This is a genomic window from Streptococcus humanilactis (assembly GCF_019448275.1).
Lineage (GTDB): Bacteria > Bacillota > Bacilli > Lactobacillales > Streptococcaceae > Streptococcus > Streptococcus humanilactis.
Genome location: NZ_JAHXBZ010000001.1, coordinates 369,553 through 388,606, shown reverse-complemented (window position 1 = coordinate 388,606; position 19,054 = coordinate 369,553). Strand labels below are relative to the sequence as shown.

The 19,054-nt window shown below is 39.6% G+C and carries 11 protein-coding genes; 7 read left to right on the top strand and 4 right to left on the bottom strand.

Going from position 1 to position 19,054, the window contains the following annotated elements; genetic code table 11:
* A partial coding sequence (locus tag KV696_RS01810) for a ZmpA/ZmpB/ZmpC family metallo-endopeptidase (RefSeq protein ID WP_258318534.1) occupies nucleotides 1-4,512 on the top strand: 4,512 nt, incomplete at its 5' end.
* 41 nt (nucleotides 4,513-4,553) lie between these two features.
* Nucleotides 4,554-10,103: an SIALI-17 repeat-containing surface protein gene (locus tag KV696_RS01805; protein ID WP_219966694.1), complete on the top strand. Its 5,550-nt coding sequence runs from the start codon at nucleotides 4,554-4,556 to the stop codon at nucleotides 10,101-10,103.
* Between the two features lie 301 nt (nucleotides 10,104-10,404).
* Here KV696_RS01805 and KV696_RS01800 read toward each other — a convergent pair whose 3' ends face one another.
* Nucleotides 10,405-11,688, bottom strand: coding sequence for a uracil-xanthine permease family protein (locus KV696_RS01800; protein WP_004249258.1), 1,284 nt, complete (start codon nucleotides 11,686-11,688; stop codon nucleotides 10,405-10,407).
* A gap of 204 nt (nucleotides 11,689-11,892) precedes the next feature.
* Nucleotides 11,893-12,606 carry a 16S rRNA (guanine(527)-N(7))-methyltransferase RsmG gene (gene rsmG / locus KV696_RS01795; protein WP_000801930.1) on the bottom strand — a complete coding sequence of 238 codons (714 nt, stop codon included), beginning with the start codon at nucleotides 12,604-12,606 and terminating at the stop codon, nucleotides 11,893-11,895.
* A 93-nt stretch (nucleotides 12,607-12,699) separates the two neighbouring features.
* Here rsmG and KV696_RS01790 point away from each other — a divergent pair, with 93 nt between their 5' ends.
* Both KV696_RS01790 and htpX read left to right on the top strand, forming a co-directional pair.
* Entirely contained in the window at nucleotides 12,700-13,260 is a 561-nt protein-coding gene (locus tag KV696_RS01790) for a LemA family protein (RefSeq protein WP_000219846.1), read from the top strand.
* A 1-nt stretch (nucleotide 13,261) separates the two neighbouring features.
* Nucleotides 13,262-14,161 (top strand): zinc metalloprotease HtpX, encoded by a 900-nt coding sequence (htpX, locus tag KV696_RS01785; RefSeq protein ID WP_219966693.1) that lies wholly within the window; start codon nucleotides 13,262-13,264, stop codon nucleotides 14,159-14,161.
* A gap of 505 nt (nucleotides 14,162-14,666) precedes the next feature.
* Here htpX and rlmB read toward each other — a convergent pair.
* Both rlmB and def read right to left on the bottom strand, forming a co-directional pair.
* Nucleotides 14,667-15,395, bottom strand: a complete 729-nt coding sequence (gene rlmB / locus KV696_RS01780; RefSeq protein WP_023944296.1) for a 23S rRNA (guanosine(2251)-2'-O)-methyltransferase RlmB — start codon at nucleotides 15,393-15,395, stop codon at nucleotides 14,667-14,669.
* Nucleotides 15,396-15,439: 44 nt separating this feature from the next.
* On the bottom strand, nucleotides 15,440-16,051 hold the full coding sequence (gene def, locus KV696_RS01775) for a peptide deformylase (protein WP_004260025.1): 612 nt from the start codon (nucleotides 16,049-16,051) through the stop codon (nucleotides 15,440-15,442).
* 174 nt (nucleotides 16,052-16,225) lie between these two features.
* On the opposite strand from def, the gene KV696_RS01770 reads away from it, so the two are divergent.
* The 3 genes from KV696_RS01770 to KV696_RS01760 are packed head-to-tail and all read left to right on the top strand — an operon-like array spanning nucleotide 16,226 to nucleotide 19,031.
* Entirely contained in the window at nucleotides 16,226-17,545 is a 1,320-nt protein-coding gene (locus KV696_RS01770; protein WP_219966692.1) for a CapA family protein, read from the top strand.
* A gap of 21 nt (nucleotides 17,546-17,566) precedes the next feature.
* Nucleotides 17,567-18,394, top strand: coding sequence for an HAD family hydrolase (locus KV696_RS01765; RefSeq protein ID WP_000153513.1), 828 nt, complete (start codon nucleotides 17,567-17,569; stop codon nucleotides 18,392-18,394).
* Nucleotide 18,395: 1 nt separating this feature from the next.
* Entirely contained in the window at nucleotides 18,396-19,031 is a 636-nt protein-coding gene (locus KV696_RS01760) for an SGNH/GDSL hydrolase family protein (protein ID WP_000290620.1), read from the top strand.
* Nucleotides 19,032-19,054: the final 23 nt, after the last annotated feature.

Sequence of the window (19,054 nt, the reverse complement as noted above, 5' to 3'; positions counted from 1 at the left end):
TTACCCGAAGCAGTTGTAACTGAAAAAGGCGAACCAGCAGTCCAACCAGAGCTACCGGAAGCGGTTGTGACTGACAAAGGTGAGACTGAGGTTCAACCAGAGTCGCCAGATACCGTGGTAAGTGATAAAGGTGAACCTGAACAGATAGCACCACTACCAGAATATACAGGAGTTCAGGCTGGAGCGATAGTAGAACCAGAGCAGGTAGAAGCACCGAAGGAATACACAGGAGTGCAAGCCGGAGCAATAGTAGAACCAGAACAAGTAGCCCCCCTACCAGAATATACAGGAGTACAAGCTGGAGCGATAGTAGAACCAGAGAAGGTAGAAGCACCGAAAGAATACACAGGAGTGCAAGCCGGAGCAATAGTAGAACCAGAACAAGTAGCCCCCCTACCAGAATACACAGGCCCACAAGCTGGAGCTATTGTCGAACCAGAGCAGGTAGCCCCCCTACCAGAATACACAGGCGTACAGGCTGGGGCTATTGTTGAACCAGAGCAGATTGCCCCCCTACCAGAATACACAGGTCCACAGGCCGGAGCAATAGTAGAACCAGAACAGGTAGATCCACTTCCTGAATACAAGGGGAATATTGAGCAACTAAAACCTGAAACTCCCGTTGAGAAGCCAAAAGAAACAGATCCAGAGAAAACACTTGAATTAAGAAATGTTTCTGATATTGAATTGTATAGTCATCAAACGAATGGAACTTACAAACAACATGTTTCTTTGGACAGTGTTCCAAGTAATCCAGATACTTATTTTGTAAAGGTAAAATCTTCTGCGTTTAAAGATGTTTACCTTCCGGTTGCATCTATATCCGAGGAGTTAAAAGATGGACGCACATTTTATAAAATTACAGCGAGAGTTGATAAACTCCAGCAGGAGATAGACCATAAATATGTTGAAAATTTCAGTTTCTATTTAGCTAAGAAGACTACAGAGGAAACGACAAACTTTACTTCCTTTAGTAATCTAGTTCATGCCATCAACCAAAATCTTGGTGGAACCTATTATTTATCAGCTAGCTTGAATGCTAACGAAATGGAACTGGAGTCTGATGCGAAGTCTTATATTAAGGGCAACTTTACTGGTAGGTTGATTGGTGAAAAAGATGGCAAACATTATGCTATCTATAATTTGAAAAAACCTTTATTTAACAACTTAAGTAATGCTACAGTAGAAAAACTGAGCCTGAAAAATGTCTCTATTTCAGGAAAGAATGATATCGGTTCACTGGCAAATGAAGCTAAAAATGGGACAAAAATTAACCAGGTTCATGTCGACGGTGTCTTAGCTGGGGAACGTGGTATTGGTGGATTGCTTGCCAAGTCCGAACAATCAACCATCACTGACAGTAGTTTCAAGGGAAGGATTATTAATACCTATGAAACAACTGCTACCTACAATATTGGTGGCTTGGTTGGACATTTGACAGGTGAAAACGCGTCTATTGCTAAATCCAAAGCTACAATAGCCATTTCATCAAATGCAAATAGTTCAGATCAGACTGTCGGTGGTCTTGTGGGACTTGTGGACAATGATGCACATGTCCGTGATAGTTATGCTGAGGGAGATATTAATAATGTCAAACAGTTCGGAGAAGTCGCTGGTGTAGCAGGCTATTTATGGGATCGAACTTCTGGTAAGGAACAGCATGCTGGAAGCTTGACCAATGTTCTTAGCGATGTCAATGTAACAAACGGGAACGCCATCACCGCTTACCACTATAACAATATGAAGGTGACAGCTACATTCAGCAATAAAGCTAATAGAGTTATCAAAGTTGCCTTGGAAAACGATGAAGTCGTCAGCAAGGAATCCTTTGAAGAAAGAGGAAAGATGCTAGATGATTCTCAAATTGCAAGCAAGAAAGCAGAAATCAATCCTCTCACCCCACCAACAGTGGAGCCCCTTTCAACAAGTGGCAATAAAGAAAGTGATTTTTCTAAGGTAGCCAATTATCAAGCTAAGCGCGTTTTAGCCTATAAGAACATTGAAAAATTGTTACCTTTTTATAATAAGGCAACCATCGTCAAATATGGAAATCTGGTTAATGAGAACAGTCATTTATATCAAAAAGAACTTCTATCTGCAGTTATGATGAAGGATGATCAAGTAATCACAGATATTGTTTCCAACAAACAGACTGCAAACAAACTCTTGCTTCACTACAAGGACCATTCATCTGAGAAGCTTGATCTCAAGTATCAGACTGATTTTGCCAAGCTAGCAGAATATAGCCTAGGAGATACAGGTCTTCTCTATACTCCTAACCAATTCTTGTATGACCAAACCTCTATCATCAAGCAAGTCTTACCTGAATTGCAGCAGGTGTCCTACCACTCAGAGGATATCAGAAAGACACTCGGTATTTCTCCAGAAGTTAAGTTAACCGAGCTATATCTAGAAGACCAGTTTGCTAAAACGAAGGATCATCTTGAAGAAAGTCTAAAAAAACTCTTGTCTGCGGATGCTGCTCTAGTGGAAAACAATCAAGTGATGACGGGTTATATTATAGATAAAATCAAGCGTAACAAGGAAGCTTTACTACTTGGTATGAGCTACCTAGAACGCTGGTATAACTTTAGTTATGATAAAGTGAGTGCAAAAGACCTTGTAATGTACCATCTAGATTTCTTTGGCAAAGGAAATGCTTCTCCGTTAGATACCTTAATAGAGTTAGGTAAATCAGGATTTAATAATCTTCTTGCCAAGAACAACGTTGATACTTATGCTATTAGTTTAGCTAGCCATCATGGAACGAAAGATTTATTTAACACGCTTGAAAATTACCGAAAAGTCTTTCTACCAAACACAAGCAACAATGACTGGTTTAAAACTCAGACCAAAGCTTACATCGTTGAAGAAAAATCTAATATTCCAGAAGTAAAAGCTAATCAGGAAAAAGCTGGCACCAAGTATTCTATCGGTGTCTATGATCGAATCACTAGCGACAGTTGGAAATACCGTAACATGGTACTGCCTCTACTAACCTTGCCAGAAAGATCAGTATTTGTCATTTCAACTATCTCTAGTCTAGGCTTTGGTGCTTATGATCGCTATCGTAATAAAGATCATCAAGCAAGTGGTGATTTGAATAGCTTTGTTGAAAAGAGTGCTCACGAAACAGCAGAGCGTCAACGAGATCACTACGATTATTGGTATCGTATTCTAGATAAGGAAGGGCGTGAGAAGCTTTACCGAAATATCTTGCTTTATGATGCCTATAAATTTGGAGATGACCATACCAATGGAAAAGCCCAAACAGTATCAGATTTTGATAGTCCAAATCCTGCAATGAAACACTTCTTTGGACCTGTTGGAAATAAAGTTGGCCATAATGGACACGGTGCTTACGCTACAGGGGATGCAGTATATTATATGGGTTATCGTATGTTGGATAAGGATGGAGCTATCACTTATACACATGAAATGACGCATGACTCAGATCAGGACATCTATCTTGGTGGCTATGGTCGAAGAAGTGGCTTGGGACCAGAGTTCTTTGCAAAAGGCTTATTACAAGCACCAGACCATCCAAATGACGCAACCATCACCATCAACTCGATCTTGAAACATTTAAAATCGGATAGTAAAGAAGGAGAACGATTACAAATACTCGATCCAACTACGAGATTTAAAAACTCTGATGATTTGAAGCAATATGTCCACAATATGTTTGATGTTGTTTATATGTTGGAATATCTTGAAGGGCAGTCTGTTGTGAATAAATTGAGTGTTTACGAAAAAATGAATACTCTAAGAAAAATCGAGAATAAATTTGTTAAGGATCCAGATGGAAATAATGTCTACGCAACAAATGTTGTCAGAGATTTAACCGCAGAAGAAGCTGAAAAATTACATTCATTTAATGATTTGATTGAGAATAATATTATTTCGTCTAGGGAATATGCCTTAGGTGAATACGAAAGAAATGGCTACTTCACTATTAAATTATTTGCGCCGATTTATGCAGCATTAAGTAATGATGACGGAACGCCAGGTGACCTGATGGGACGTCGTATGGCCTATGAACTATTAGCTGCTAAAGGATTTAAAGATGGTATGGTGCCATATATCTCAAATCAATTTGAACCCGATGCTAGGGCAAATAATAAAACGATTATCTCATATGGTAAGACTAAAGGATTGGTAACAGATAAATTAGTACTTCAAAAATTATTTAATGGTCAATACGACACTTGGAGTGATTTTAAAAAGGCCATGTATAAAGAGCGACAAGACAAATTCAGTCAATTGAATAAAGTTACCTTTAATGATACAAGTAAATCATGGACAAGCTTTGCAACCAAAACTACAAGCAATATAGATGAGTTGCAACAACTAATGAATGAAGCTGTCCGCAAGGATACAGAAACTCCTCATTGGAATAACTATAATCCAGAAACAGACAGTGCAGTTCATAAGTTGAAGAGAGCAATCTTTAAAGCCTATCTTGACCAAACTGATGATTTTAGAAGTTCAATTTTTGAAAATAAAAAATAGTGTTTACTGTTAGGAAATAAAATTAAAGAAGGTGATTACGCTTGTCATTATTTAAAAAAGAACGATTTTCGATCCGAAAAATCTGTGGGATTGTTGGTTCGGTGTTACTCGGAAGTGTCTTGGTTGCACCGTCAGTAATTCATGCTTCTACCTATCATTATGTTGAAAAAAGCGCTCTTACAAAGGAAGAACAAAGTAAGATTCAGGCAGGAATTCCTACTGATAATGAAGCAAGTTATGCTCTTATTTATCAGCAGGAAGCTCTTCCTGCAACAGGTTCATCGACTTCTGTGCTTACAGCTTTAGGTCTATTAGCTGTTGGTAGTTTAGTCCTTTTGGTTCATAAAAAGAAAAAAGTTAGTAGTTTGTTCTTAGTTACTACTATCGGACTGATTAGTCTTTCTAGTATGCAAGCTCTCGATATAAGCAATCCTTTGAAAGCTCCAAGTAATGAAGGAGTAGTTCAAATTGCTGGATATCGTTATATTGGATACTTATCCCTTGATGATGATGCAATTTCAGAAATTCAACATAAGGATGAGGGGACAAAGAATGTTCCAGTATCTGAAACTCAGGTAAGTATCCCTAATGAAGCGCCTAAAGCTGAGAAACCTAAATACACTGAATCTGTAAGTACAGTCCCAGACGAGGCGCCTAAAGTAGAAAAAACTGACTATACGCAACCAATAGGAGCAAACCTTGTAGAGCCAGCAGTTCATGAAAAACCAGCATACACTGAACCTGTAGGTACTGTTCCAGACGAGGCTCCTAAAGCAGAGAAGCCTGACTATACGCAACCAGTAGGTACAAACCTTGTAGAACCTGAAGTTCAACCAGCGTTGCCGGAAGCTGTTGTGACTGACAAAGGGGAACCAGAAGCTCAACCAGCGTTGCCGGAAGCTGTTGTGACTGACAAAGGGGAACCAGAAGTTCAACCAGCGTTGCCAGAAGCTGTTGTGACTGACAAAGGGGAACCAGAAGTTCAACCAGCGTTACCCGAAGCTGTTGTGACTGACAAAGGGGAACCGGAAGTCCAACTGGCGTTACCCGAAGCTGTTGTGACTGACAAAGGGGAACCTGAAGTTCAACCAGCCTTACCCGAAGCTGTTGTAACTGACAAAGGCGAACCAGAAGTACAACCGGCCTTACCAGAAGCTGTTGTGACCGACAAAGGGAAACCTGAAGTTCAACCAGTGTTACCCGAAGCAGTAGTCACAGAAAAGGGAGAACCCGCAGTACAACCAGCCTTACCCGAAGCAGTAGTCACAGAAAAGGGAGAACCAGAAGTTCAAGCTGAGTTGCCAGAAGCTGTTGTGACTGACAAAGGGGAGCCAGAAGTTCAACCAGTGTTGCCAGAAGCTGTTGTGACTGACAAAGGGGAACCAGAAGTACAACCAGTGTTACCAGAAGCAGTAGTCACAGAAAAGGGAGAACCAGAAGTTCAAGCTGAGTTGCCAGAATATACGTCAAAAGTTGCTCCAACTTTGACTTTAGATAAGGTTACAGAAGATGCGATGGATCGTTCAGCTAAATTGTATTACACTCTTGAAAATACAGGTAATGCTGAAATCAAGAGCATTATAGCTGAGATTAAAGATGGGGACACTGTTGTTAAGCGAGTTGATTTATCTAAAGAAAAATTGACAGACGCTATTCAAGGTTTGGATTTATTCAAAGATTATAAAATTGCAACAACAATGACTTACAACCGTGGTGAAGGTGATGAAACATCTAAATTAGATGAAAAACCTTTACGTTTAGAGTTGAAAAAAGTTGAAATTAAAAATATCGCATCTACTAATTTAGTGAAGGTAAATGATGATGGTACTGAAACACCTAGTGATTTCATGAGCGAAAAACCTTCTGATGAAAATGTGAAGAAAATGTACTTAAAAATCACTAGTCGTGATAATAAAGTAACACGTTTAGCAGTTGATAAAATTGAGGAAGTAACTGAAGAAGGTCAAAAACTTTATAAAATTACGGCTGAAGCTCAAGATTTGATTCAACACATTGATCCATCTAAGGCGCGCAATAAGTATGTTTATTATATAGAAAAACCCCATCCTAAAGAAGATAATGTCTACTATAACTTTAAAGATTTAGTAGAGGCTATGAATGGTAATAAAAATGGTACATTTAAAATCGGAGCAGATTTGAATGCAACGAATGTACCAACGCCTAACAAACAATATGTTCCAGGTACGTTTAAGGGACATCTATCAAGTGTTGATGGTAAACAATATACAATTCATAACATTGCCCGTCCCTTATTTGACCGTGTTGAAAATGGTTCTGTGAAAAATATTAATTTAGGTAATGTGGATATCAATATGCCTTGGGCTGACGGAATAGCACCTGTTGCCAACATGGTGAAAAATGCAACTGTTGAAGATGTTAAGGTGACTGGTAATGTAGTTGCTAATAACAATATTGCGGGTATCGTCAATAAAATCGATAGTGGTGGTCAGTTGACAAATGTAGCCTTCATCGGTAAACTCACGGGTGTTGGTGATAAAGGTCAATATATGGCTGGCATTGCCGGTGAGATTTGGAGAGGTAATATTGCAAAAGCATATGTCGAGGCTGATATTGTTGCTAACAGAGCCCGTATAGGTGGTTTAGTTGCTAAAACAGATAATGGCAACGACTCTATGGGAATTGGTAAATATGGTTCAATTCGTAAGTCGGTCACCAAAGGAACCATTAAGACTAAAGTTTTGTTTGAAACAGGTGGATTTATCAATAGCAATCTTCCTTTTGGTAAACTGGAAGATAATATTTCAATGATGAGAGTTGAAAATGGTGAAGAGTTCTTTGGTTCTTCGGATTTGGACTACGATGGTGGTTATTTCACAAATGGATGGTTAGAGCGTAATTTTGTTGTCAAAGGTGTCAGTTCAGGTAAGCATTCATACAAATATTCTCGTGACAAAATTAAAGAAATTAGTCAAGATGAAGCTAACAAGAGAATTGCAGCCTTTAATATTACTGCTGACAAATACGAAATCAACGAACCTGTGGTCAATCGCTTAAATCGTTTAACCAGAAGAGAAGATGAATATAAGTCAACCCAAGACTATAAAGTAGATCGAGATCTGGCTTATCGTAATATTGAGAAACTTCAACCATTTTATAACAAAGAATGGATTGTCAACCAAGGTAACAAACTTGCAGAAGATTCAAACTTAGCTAAGAAAGAAGTCCTTTCTGTTACGGGAATGAAGGATGGTCAATTCGTGACCGATTTATCGGATATCGATAAAATAATGATTCACTATGCAGATGGTACAAAAGAAGAAATGGGGGTCACACTCAAGGATTCTAAAGTCCAACAAGTGCGTGAATATAGCGTATCTGGTCTTGGTGATGTTGTCTATACACCGAATATGGTTGTTAAAAATCGAGACAAACTGATTGCAGATGTGAAAGAAAGACTTTCAAGTGTTGACTTAATTTCATCTGAAGTACGCGCGCTAATGGATAATCGTCAGAAAGCTGAAGAAAATACCAACACACGTAAAGATGGATATATTCGCAATCTATACTTAGAAGAAAGCTTTGCCGAAGTGAAGCAAAATCTAGATAAGTTAGTCAAAGCCTTGGTCGAAAATGAAGACCATCAATTGAATAGTGATGAAGCTGCGATAAACGCACTTCTCAAGAAAGTAGAAACCAATAAAGCTAAAATCATGATGGCTCTGACTTATCTCAATCGTTACTATGATATCAAATACGGTGACATGAGTATAAAAAACATCATGATGTTCAAACCTGATTTTTATGGTAAGACACCAAGTGTTATTGACAGACTCATCAACATCGGTTCAAGTGAAAAGAACTTGAAAGGGGATCGGACTCAGGATGCTTACCGTGAAATCATCGCAGGTAATACTGGTAAAGGTAATTTGCGTAACTTCTTAGAATACAACATGCGTTTGTTTACAGAGGATAAAGACATTAATGATTGGTTTATCCACTCAGCTAAGAATGTTTATGTTTCAGAACCTAAAACTACAAATCCTGACTTTATTAATAAACGTCATAGAGTCTTTGATGGGCTAGATAACGGCGTTCATGGTCGTATGATTTTACCACTTCTAACGCTTAAAGATGCCCATATGTTCTTAATTTCAACATATAACACGATGGCGTACAGTTCATTTGAGAAATATGGAAAACATACAGAAGAAGCTCGTAATGAGTTCAAAACTAAGATTGATGAAGTTGCACATGCTCAACAAACTTATTTAGATTTCTGGTCACGTTTATCATTATCTAATGTTCGTGATAGACTTCTTAAGAGTCAAAATATGGTACCGACACCAGTTTGGGATAACCAAAACTACCATGGAGTCGACGGTGCCAACAGCATGGGGTACGGAAAGAACGGGGCAATTATCAGACCTATTAGAGAATTGTATGGTCCAACTGGCAAATTCCACGCAACAAATGGAGCCATGGGAGCTATGGCTAGTATTTACGATAGTGCAAACAATAATGACCAAGTTTACTTTATGGTAACCGATTTAATATCACAATTTGGTATTTCAGCCTTTACTCACGAAACAACACACGTCAATGACCGAATGCTCTATTACGGAGGATACAGTCAACGTGTTGGTACAAATGCAGAAGCCTATGCACAAGGTATGCTGCAAACACCTGATAGTTCAACGACTAATGGTGAATACGGCGCACTTGGAATTAACATGGCTTACCATCGTCCAAATGACGGTAACCAATGGTACAACCCAGATCCTGACAAATTAAAGACACGTGATGACATTGACCGCTACATGAGAAACTACAATGAAGCTATGATGTTGCTTGATTATGTAGAAGCTGATGCTGTACTTCCTAAAATTAAAGGAGACAATAGTAAGTGGTTCAAGAAAATCGACAAAGAAATGCGCTCTAAGATTCAGTACAATGATCTTTTAGGTCCAAACCAATGGGATAGTGTCCGTGATTTGAAAGGTGAAGAAAAGGTAATGACTTTATCTAGCGTCAATGATTTAGTGGATAATAACTTCATGACGAAACATGGAAATCCAGGTAACGGACGTTATCGCCCTGAAGATTATGCTGTCAACTCAGCATATGTAAACGTCAATATGATGGCTGGTATTTATGGTGGTAATACTAGTCTTGGAGCTCCTGGTTCATTATCATTCAAACACAATGCCTTCCGCATGTGGGGTTATTATGGATATGACAAAGGTTTCACTAGTTATGTATCTAACAAATACAAAGATGCAGCTATTAAAGAAAATAAAGGTTTGCTAGGCGATGACTTTATTATTAAGAAAGTATCTGGAGACAAGTTCAAGACACTTGAAGAGTGGAAGAGACATTGGTACGAGGAGGTTCTTGCTAAAGCTAAGAAAGGCTTTGAAGGTATCGATATTGATGGCGTCCATATCAGTAACTATGATGAGTTAAGGCCTTTATTTGATAAAGCAGTCGAAGAAGATTTGAAAAAAACAGATGACTTCTCTCATACTGTAGCTCTTAAATCTAAGGTATTCAAAGCCCTTCTTAAAAATACAGACGGTTTCTTTAACCAACTGTTTAAAAAAGACATTTAAATGTTTAGAATATAAAGGGAACAGTTTTTTGCTCCCTCTGAAAAGTCATCATTTGATGGCTTTCAAAAAGCACCTCAAAAAAGGTATTGCCAAGTTGCAATACCTTTTTTTGAGGCTCTTTTATCTTGTCTTTGTTTCAATTGACGATACCACATTATGTACTGTTTTGCTTCATTTTATTATAAAAGGACTTAGTCCTGTGCAGTACAGAACTAAGTCCTTTCAATAATTATTTGTGCAACTTTTTGGGGTTAGTAAAGAGAAACTCGTTTTTGTTCATTCTCTTTCTGTGTCAAGTCTCTTAATCTTTATTTTCGTATGGTAAGATCAAGTTCAAGATGATTCCTGTCATGGCTGATAGGGCAGTACCTGAAAGGGTAACTGGACCGAGTTTAAGGATAGCTCCTCCAAGTCCAAGGACCAACATAGCACTTGCGATGATTAGGTTACGCATTTGAGCAAAATCAACACGTTCTTTAATCAAGACTTTCAAACCGTTGCTGGCGATAACTCCATAGAGAAGGATTGACATACCACCAAGTACAGCGTTTGGAATGGTTGAAATCAAGGCAGTGAATTTACCAAGGAAGCTAAGGGCAATCGCGATAAAGGCAGCGTTACGGATAACTGAGACAGAAGCGATACGAGTCATACCGATAACCCCTGTATTTTCTCCGTAAGTTGTATTGGCTGGTCCACCAAGGAAGGCAGAAACTGAAGTTGCGATACCGTCACCAAGAAGAGTACGGTGAAGTCCTGGTTCTTTCAAGAATTGACGGCCACAGATTTGACCCAAAACAGTATGGTCACCGATATGTTCAGAAATTGTTACGATAGCGATTGGCAAGATGGCAATAGTTTCTGGACCAAAGTAAAGATTGTATTCTTTAAAGGCACCACCAGTGCTAAATGGCAAGTAGAAACCAGGAATTTCGAACCAGTTGGCTTTAAGAACTGGTGTAAAGTCAACCAAACCAAGAGTTAGTGCGAAGAGGTAACCACCGATAATGGCAAATAGGAATGGAATGATTCGTAGGAAGCCTTTTCCCTTTGTATTGATAAAGGCAGCAATCAAGAAAGTAACAACTGCTACAAGAGCATTTTTCCAGTTTCCATCAGCTACAAGACCAGCGTTGGTAACAGCTGAACCTGCAAGTCCAAGACCGATAACGATGATCATAGGTCCGATGATGATTGGTGGCAAGAGTTTATCAATCCATTTTGTACCTGCAAAACGAACACCAGCAGCCACAAGGACATAGACCAAACCAGTCAAGATAACCCCTGTTTGGGCAGCAGATACATCACCACCCATTTCTTTCATAGCAAGCGACATTGCTGTGATAAAGGCAAATGAAGAACCTAGATAAACTGGAACTTTAAAACCAGTTGAAATCATGTAGATGAGTGTCCCGACACCTGAAGCAAAAAGGGCAACAGATACAGGCATTCCCAAAATCAAGGGTACCAAGATGGTCGCACCAAACATAGCGAAAACGTGTTGGAAACTAAGGAGAATTCCTTTTCCAGTCGAAGGACGTTGGTCAACGTCTAGTAACAAATCAACAGTTGATTCTTGTTTCATATAAACCTCACTTTTGGGCATCAAAAAAGAGCCCATTATTTTACAGCAATAGGCCCTCAGAGTAAGACTTCTTTAAAATCTAGACTTTAAAGAGTTTCAAATATTTCTGCGTCTTCGTCACCTCACGGGATGACATTAAAAACCTTTGCTTGTGATAGTATAGCAAAAATTACAAACTTTGTAAATATTTTTTTACTAAAAAGATTAAAGCGGGCGTTTATTGGGCATGCCAGCCTTACGTGGATATTTATTTGGCGTTTCTTTTTTCTTTTCCACCACTGTGATGTAGCGCGGATCTCCATTTGGTAGGACGTAGCTGAGATTGTCTTCTACTTTACTAAAAAGGAGGTTGAGGGCATTCTTAGCTTCTAATAACTCCTCAGGCGCATTGCTTGCCTTGAGTGCCAATAGTTTTCCGCCAACTTTAAGGTAGGGAATAGTTAATTCAGATAGGACTTGCATACGGGCAACCGCACGAGCCGTTACAAAATCATATTGAGCACGGAAGTTCTTGTCTTGGGCCAAGTCTTCTGCACGTCCATGGTAGAAATGAACATCGTCTAAATCTAGTTCTTGAGCCAAAAGTTGGAGGAAGTTGATGCGCTTATTGAGTGAATCAATGATGGTCACATCTAACTGAGGATAGAGGATTTTCATTGGTAGACTAGGAAAACCTGCCCCAGCTCCAATATCAAGAAGTTTGATATTTTCATTAGGAATCAAACCTTGAAGAATGGGTGCAATCGAATCGTAAAAATGTTTGAGATAAACTTCTTCCTTGTCCGTAATGGCTGTTAAATTAATCTTTTCATTCCACTCGACCAAGAGTTCAAAATAACGTTCAAATTGTTCTTTCTGCTGGTCCGAAAGTGGAAGATTTTGCTCGGCAAGCAAGTTGTAAAATGTTTCTGGTTTCATAGTTATTTCCTTCTTTAGTATGATCTTATTTTACCACAATCATTAAAAATTTGATATACTGGTACTAATCTAAAAGTAGAAAGGACTTATATCATGACTTGGATTATTCTTGGAGTTTTGGCTCTTGTTGTTATTTTTGTGATTGTTAGCTATAACGGTTTGGTTAAGAATCGTATGCAAACAAAGGAGGCTTGGAGTCAGATTGATGTTCAGTTGAAACGTCGAAATGACCTCTTGCCAAACTTGATTGAGACTGTAAAAGGTTATGCCAAATATGAAGGTTCTACCCTTGAAAAAGTGGCAGAACTGCGTAACCAAGTGGCAGCAGCGACTTCACCAGCAGAAGCTATGAAAGCTAGTGATGCCCTTACTCGTCAGGTTTCAGGTATTTTTGCAGTTGCAGAAAGCTATCCAGATTTGAAAGCTAGTGCCAACTTTGTTAAATTGCAAGAGGAGTTGACAAATACAGAAAATAAAATTTCTTACTCTCGTCAACTCTACAACAGTGTTGTCAGCAACTACAATGTAAAATTAGAAACTTTCCCAAGCAATATTATCGCTGGAATGTTTGGATTTAAAGCAGCAGATTTCCTTCAAACACCAGAAGAGGAAAAGGCAGTTCCTAAAGTTGATTTTAGCGGTTTAGGTGACTAAGATGTTGTTTGATCAAATTGCAAGCAATAAACGAAAAACCTGGATTTTGTTGCTGGTATTTTTCCTACTCTTAGCTCTGGTTGGCTATGCGGTTGGTTACCTCTTTATGCGATCTGGGCTTGGTGGTTTGGTTATCGCACTGATTATCGGCTTTATCTATGCTTTGTCCATGATTTTTCAATCAACAGAGATTGTCATGTCCATGAATGGAGCGCGTGAGGTTGATGAGCAAACGGCACCAGACCTTTACCATGTAGTGGAAGATATGGCTATGGTGGGTCAGATTCCCATGCCACGAGTTTTCATCATTGATGATCCAGCCTTAAATGCTTTTGCGACAGGTTCTAATCCTCAAAATGCGGCGGTTGCTGCGACGTCAGGTCTCCTAGCTATCATGAATCGCGAGGAGCTAGAAGCTGTTATGGGACATGAGGTTAGTCATATTCGTAATTACGATATCCGTATTTCGACTATTGCTGTCGCTCTCGCTAGTGCTATCACCATGCTTTCTAGTATGGCAGGTCGTATGATGTGGTGGGGTGGCGCAGGTCGTAGACGAAGTGACGATGATCGAGATGGAAATGGCTTAGAAATCATTATGCTAGTGGTTTCCCTACTAGCTATTGTGCTGGCACCTCTCGCTGCAACCTTGGTACAACTAGCTATTTCTCGTCAGAGGGAATTTCTAGCTGATGCTTCTAGTGTCGAGTTGACTCGCAATCCTCAAGGGATGATCAATGCTCTACGTAAGTTGGACAATAGCGAGCCGATGCATCACCATGTCGATGATGCTAGTAGCGCACTTTATATCAATGATCCCAAGAAAGGGGGAGGGTTCCAAAAACTATTTTATACCCACCCACCTATTTCAGAACGGATTGAGCGTTTGAAACATATGTAAAATTTGCCTATACAATCCTAAAAATGAGCATTCTCGTAGTTGGAGATGCTCATTTTCTTATATAAGAAATTCAGAAATCAATTTGTTATGATACAACTTATATTCTTCGAAAATCTCTTCAAACCGCATCAGATTCGCCTTGTCGTACTTAAGTCCAGCCTGCGGCTAGCTTCCTAGTTTGCTCTTTGATTTTCATTGAGTATTAGAATTTCTTTAGGAAACTTCGTTCAGAACACATGATATATCGAAGAAGAATCTAGCATCTATGTCAAATGGAGGAGGGCAACTGATCTCGTTTTTCGAAAATTAGAGAATATTTTTGGTGAGCTCAGAGTGTGTGTTAGAGACAACTAGACCAGCATAGTAGAGCTTGAATTCATTTTCACGAGCATGGATTTTACAAATCAACTATTCAAAAACCACACAGTTGTTTTCAGCTTGATTGTGAGTAAAACTGAAATCACTGAGCGGTTTTATTTAGAATCTGGTTTTTGTCCAGCCTCTTTTATAGGCGATTTCGGAAAACTTCGTACATGAGAATGGCTGCAGCAACACTGGCATTGAGACTTTGAACATGTCCATTCATGGGAATGGTAATCATTTCATCAACCTGTTTTTTGATGTTGCTAGAGATGCCTTTTCCTTCATTTCCGATGATGAGGGCGATTTTCCCTTTTGTATTCCACTTATGGCAAGGAGTCCCATTCATATCTGTTCCAAAGGTCCAGAAGCCTTCATCCTTGAGTTTGTCTAGAGTTTGGCTTAGGTTGGTCACTCGGGCAATGGGAACGTGTTCAATAGCACCTGTGGCTGTTTTGGCAACGACAGGTGTTACTCCGACAGCACGGTGCTTGGGAATGATGACTCCGGAAACATTGGTCGCATCGGCTGTTCGCAAGATAGAACCCAGATTATGGGGATCGGTTAAACCATCTAGAATCAATAGAAGTGGATTTTCTTCTTGACGCGTTTTGGCAAGGATGTTATCCAGCTCGCTATAGGCAAATTCAGACACTCGTAGAACAAAACCTTGGTGGACAGCACCTTCAGTCATCTCAGAGAGAGATTTTTTTGAAGTCCAAGAAATGGATACCTTTTTTTCTGTAGCTAGTTCCTTGACTTTCTCAACATTCTTACCTCGGAGATCTTCTTGGAGGTAAAGTTTGTTTCCTGTGTTTGCAAGGAGGGCTTCGGTAACGGCGTGGACGCCATAGACAATATCATTTGTTTTCATGCCTCTATTATAACACAAAACCCCGTCTTGCAACGGGATTTTCTTTATTCTAGAATTAGTAAACCATCTTTAACTGCAAATGGGTCTTTTTCATTGATACGATCGTAAAACATGATTCCGTTAATGTGGTCAATTTCATGCTGAACAACGATGGAGTTGTAGCCTTTGAGTTTGATACGGTGTTTTTCTCCATCCTTGTCAAAGTAGTCAACAGTAACGCGAGCATGACGCACCACATAGCCAGGCACGTTGCGGTCAACAGACAGACAACCTTCTCCTTCGCCAAGAGCAGCGTCTTGAACAGAGTGAGAGACGATTTTTGGATTGTACATAATGGCTTGTAAATCGTAGGCTTCCTCTGGAGTTTCTCCTTCTTCAACAATATTTGGCACTAAAACAGCGATAATGCGTTTTGAGATATCCAATTGAGGAGCAGCAAGTCCAACCCCACCGCGTAGCCCCATCTTTTCAGCCATGACAGGATCTTGGGAATGTTTGAGGAATTGCATCATCTTTTCGCCAAGAATGATTTCCTGGTCAGACAAGGGGAAAGTAACTTCCTCAGCAACTGCGCGAAGAGTCGGATTCCCCTCGCGGATAATATCGTTCATATCAATTAAGTGAGCAGCTTTTGTAATACGTTCTATAGCAGACATTTTCTCTCCTTTCATTACCTCTACATGATATCACAAAATGACAAGGATTGAAAGCATTACGGCATCGAGCTTTTATAGAAAATGCCTTTTAGGTTCGATTCAATTGTGAAAGAAATACTTATCTGTGTTATAATAAAAAGAAAAGGCTTGCATTAGAAAGTAGGGAGAATGAAGATGCAAAGAAGACAAGATAGACATAAACGTGGACCAGTTTTTCGCTTTGTGAAAGGTTTGGTCAACTTTTTTAGACGTTATCGTAAGTGGAGTAACAAGGGATTTGTGGCGGTACTCTTGCTAGCAGTTGCTTTATCAATGGGCTTGGTTTTGTTGTTTGAAAGCTTCCAAGGCATGCCTATGACCAGTCAAAAACGAGATACTATTTCTCAAGAAGGAACTAAGAAAAAGTCTCAGGAGCAGGAAGAAGAAAAAACTGCTAGAATTATGGCTCATGGTGATTTGCTTTATCATGATATTCTTTACTTTTCAGCAAAAAAGGATGATGGAACGTATGATTTTCATGAGAATTTTGAGTATGTTACTCCTTGGCTTAAGCAAGCAGACTTAGCTATTGGTGACTTTGAAGGAACCATTAATAAGGATCATTATTTAGCAGGTTATCCTCTCTTTAATGCTCCTGCTGAAGTTATGGATGCCATTAAGGATGCAGGTTATCATGTTCTAGATTTAGCTCATAATCACATTTTGGATTCGCAAATTGAGGGAGTTATTTCAACGGCCGATATTATTGAGAAAGCTGGAATCACTCCAATCGGAGTTTATACGCATGAGCCACGTGATCAGGCTCCGCTGGTCATTAAGGAAGTGAATGGTATCAAGGTTGCACTTTTGGCTTATTCTTATGGATTTAATGGAATTGAGCAAAATATTTCTCAAGAGGATTATAATCACTATCTTTCAGATTTAGATGAGAATAAAATGAAGTCTGAAATTGAACGGGCGGAAAAGGAAGCAGATATCACCATTATCATGCCACAAATGGGTGTTGAGTATCGCATAGAACCGACTGAAGAGCAAAAGGCTCTTTATCACAAGATGATTGATTGGGGAGCAGATATTATCTTTGGAGGGCATCCACACGTAGTTGAACCGTCTGAAATTGTTGAAAAAGATGGGGACAAGAAACTCATCATCTATTCAATGGGGAACTTCATTTCCAATCAACGAATTGAGACCATGCAAGGGGTAGAAAATGCTAAGTGGACTGAACGTGGCGTTCTCATGGACGTGACCATTAAGAAGAAGGATGGAAAAACAACTATCGGAACAGCTAAAGCTCATCCTACTTGGGTCAATCGAACACCAAAGGGAACTTTTTCACCAGAAGGATATCCCCTATATCATTATCAAACCTATATCTTGGAAGATTTCATAGAGGGTGGCAGTCATCGTGATCAAGTAGATGAAGCGACTAAGGAACGAATTGATACAGCCTATAAAGAAATGAACGAACATGTGGGATTGAAGTGGGATTAGCTTGAATCCAGAGGGAAGTAAATGACGATTAAAGTAATTGCGACAGATATGGATGGGACCTTGCTGGATGCTAGAGGCCAGCTTGATATTCCACGCTTGGAAAAGATTTTAGATCAGTTGGATCAAAGGGGGATTCGTTTTGTCATCGCGACGGGCAATGAAATTCACCGTATGAGGCAACTACTGGAGCACTTGGTGGATCGAGTGGTTCTGGTGGTTGCCAACGGTGCTCGTATTTTTGAAAATAATGAATTGATTCAGGCTCAGACTTGGGATGATAATATTGTTGATAAAGCTTTGGCTCATTTCGAGGCTCGAGCGTGTCAGGACCAGTTTGTTGTAACAGGGATGAAGGGTGGTTTCGTCAAGGAAGGTACGATTTTTACAGACCTTGAAAGTTTTATGACTCCAGAAATGATTGAAAAATTCTACCAACGGATGCAGTTTGTGGATGAATTAACTTCTGACCTCTTTGGTGGTGTGCTCAAGATGAGTATGGTTGTTGGTGAGGAACGTTTGAGTTCGGTCTTGGAAGAAATCAATGACCTCTTTGATGGCCGTGTTAGTGCTGTATCCAGTGGCTATGGTTGCATTGATATCCTCCAAGCTGGGATTCATAAAGCATGGGGCTTGGAAGAATTACTCAAGCGTTGGGACTTGAAGCCCCAACAAATCATGGCTTTTGGTGACAGTGAAAATGATGTTGAAATGCTTGAAATGGCTGGAATTGCCTATGCGATGGAAAATGCTGATGACAAGGCCAAAGCTGTGGCGACTGCTCTAGCACCAGCCAATAGCCAAGGAGGAGTTTATCAAATCTTGGAAAACTGGTTAGAAAAAGGAGAATGAAGTGGCAGTACAGTTATTAGAAGATTGGTTGCTAAAGGAACAAGGTAAAATCCAAACCAAGTACCGTCATTTAAATCAGGTTTCTGTTGTAGAACCAGATATACTCTTTATTGGGGATTCCATTGTCGAATACTACCCTCTGCAGGAACTATTTGGGACTTCGAAGACGATTGTCAATCGAGGCATTCGAGGTTATCAGACAGGGCTGTTACTAGAGAATCTAGATGCGCATCTTTACGGTGGAGCAGTAGATAAAATTGTCCTTTTGATTGGGACAAATGATATTGGAAAAGATGTTCCTGTGAATGAGGCTCTCAATAATCTCGAAGCTATTATTCAATCAATTGCTCGCGATTATCCATTGACAGAGATTAAATTGCTTTCCATTTTGCCAGTTAATGAAGGAGAGGAGTACAAGCAGACAGTCTATATCCGCTCGAATGAAAAAATTCAGAAATGGAATCAAGCCTATCAAGAGCTTGCTTCTGCCTATATGCAGGTGGAATTTGTGCCAGTTTTTGATAGTTTGACAGACCAAGCAGGCCAACTCAAAAAAGAATTTACAACTGATGGGCTGCACCTCAGTGTTGCTGGTTATCAGGTTTTGACTAAAGCTTTGAAAGACTATCTTTTTTAGTTAATTGATTTTCTTTTTGCATT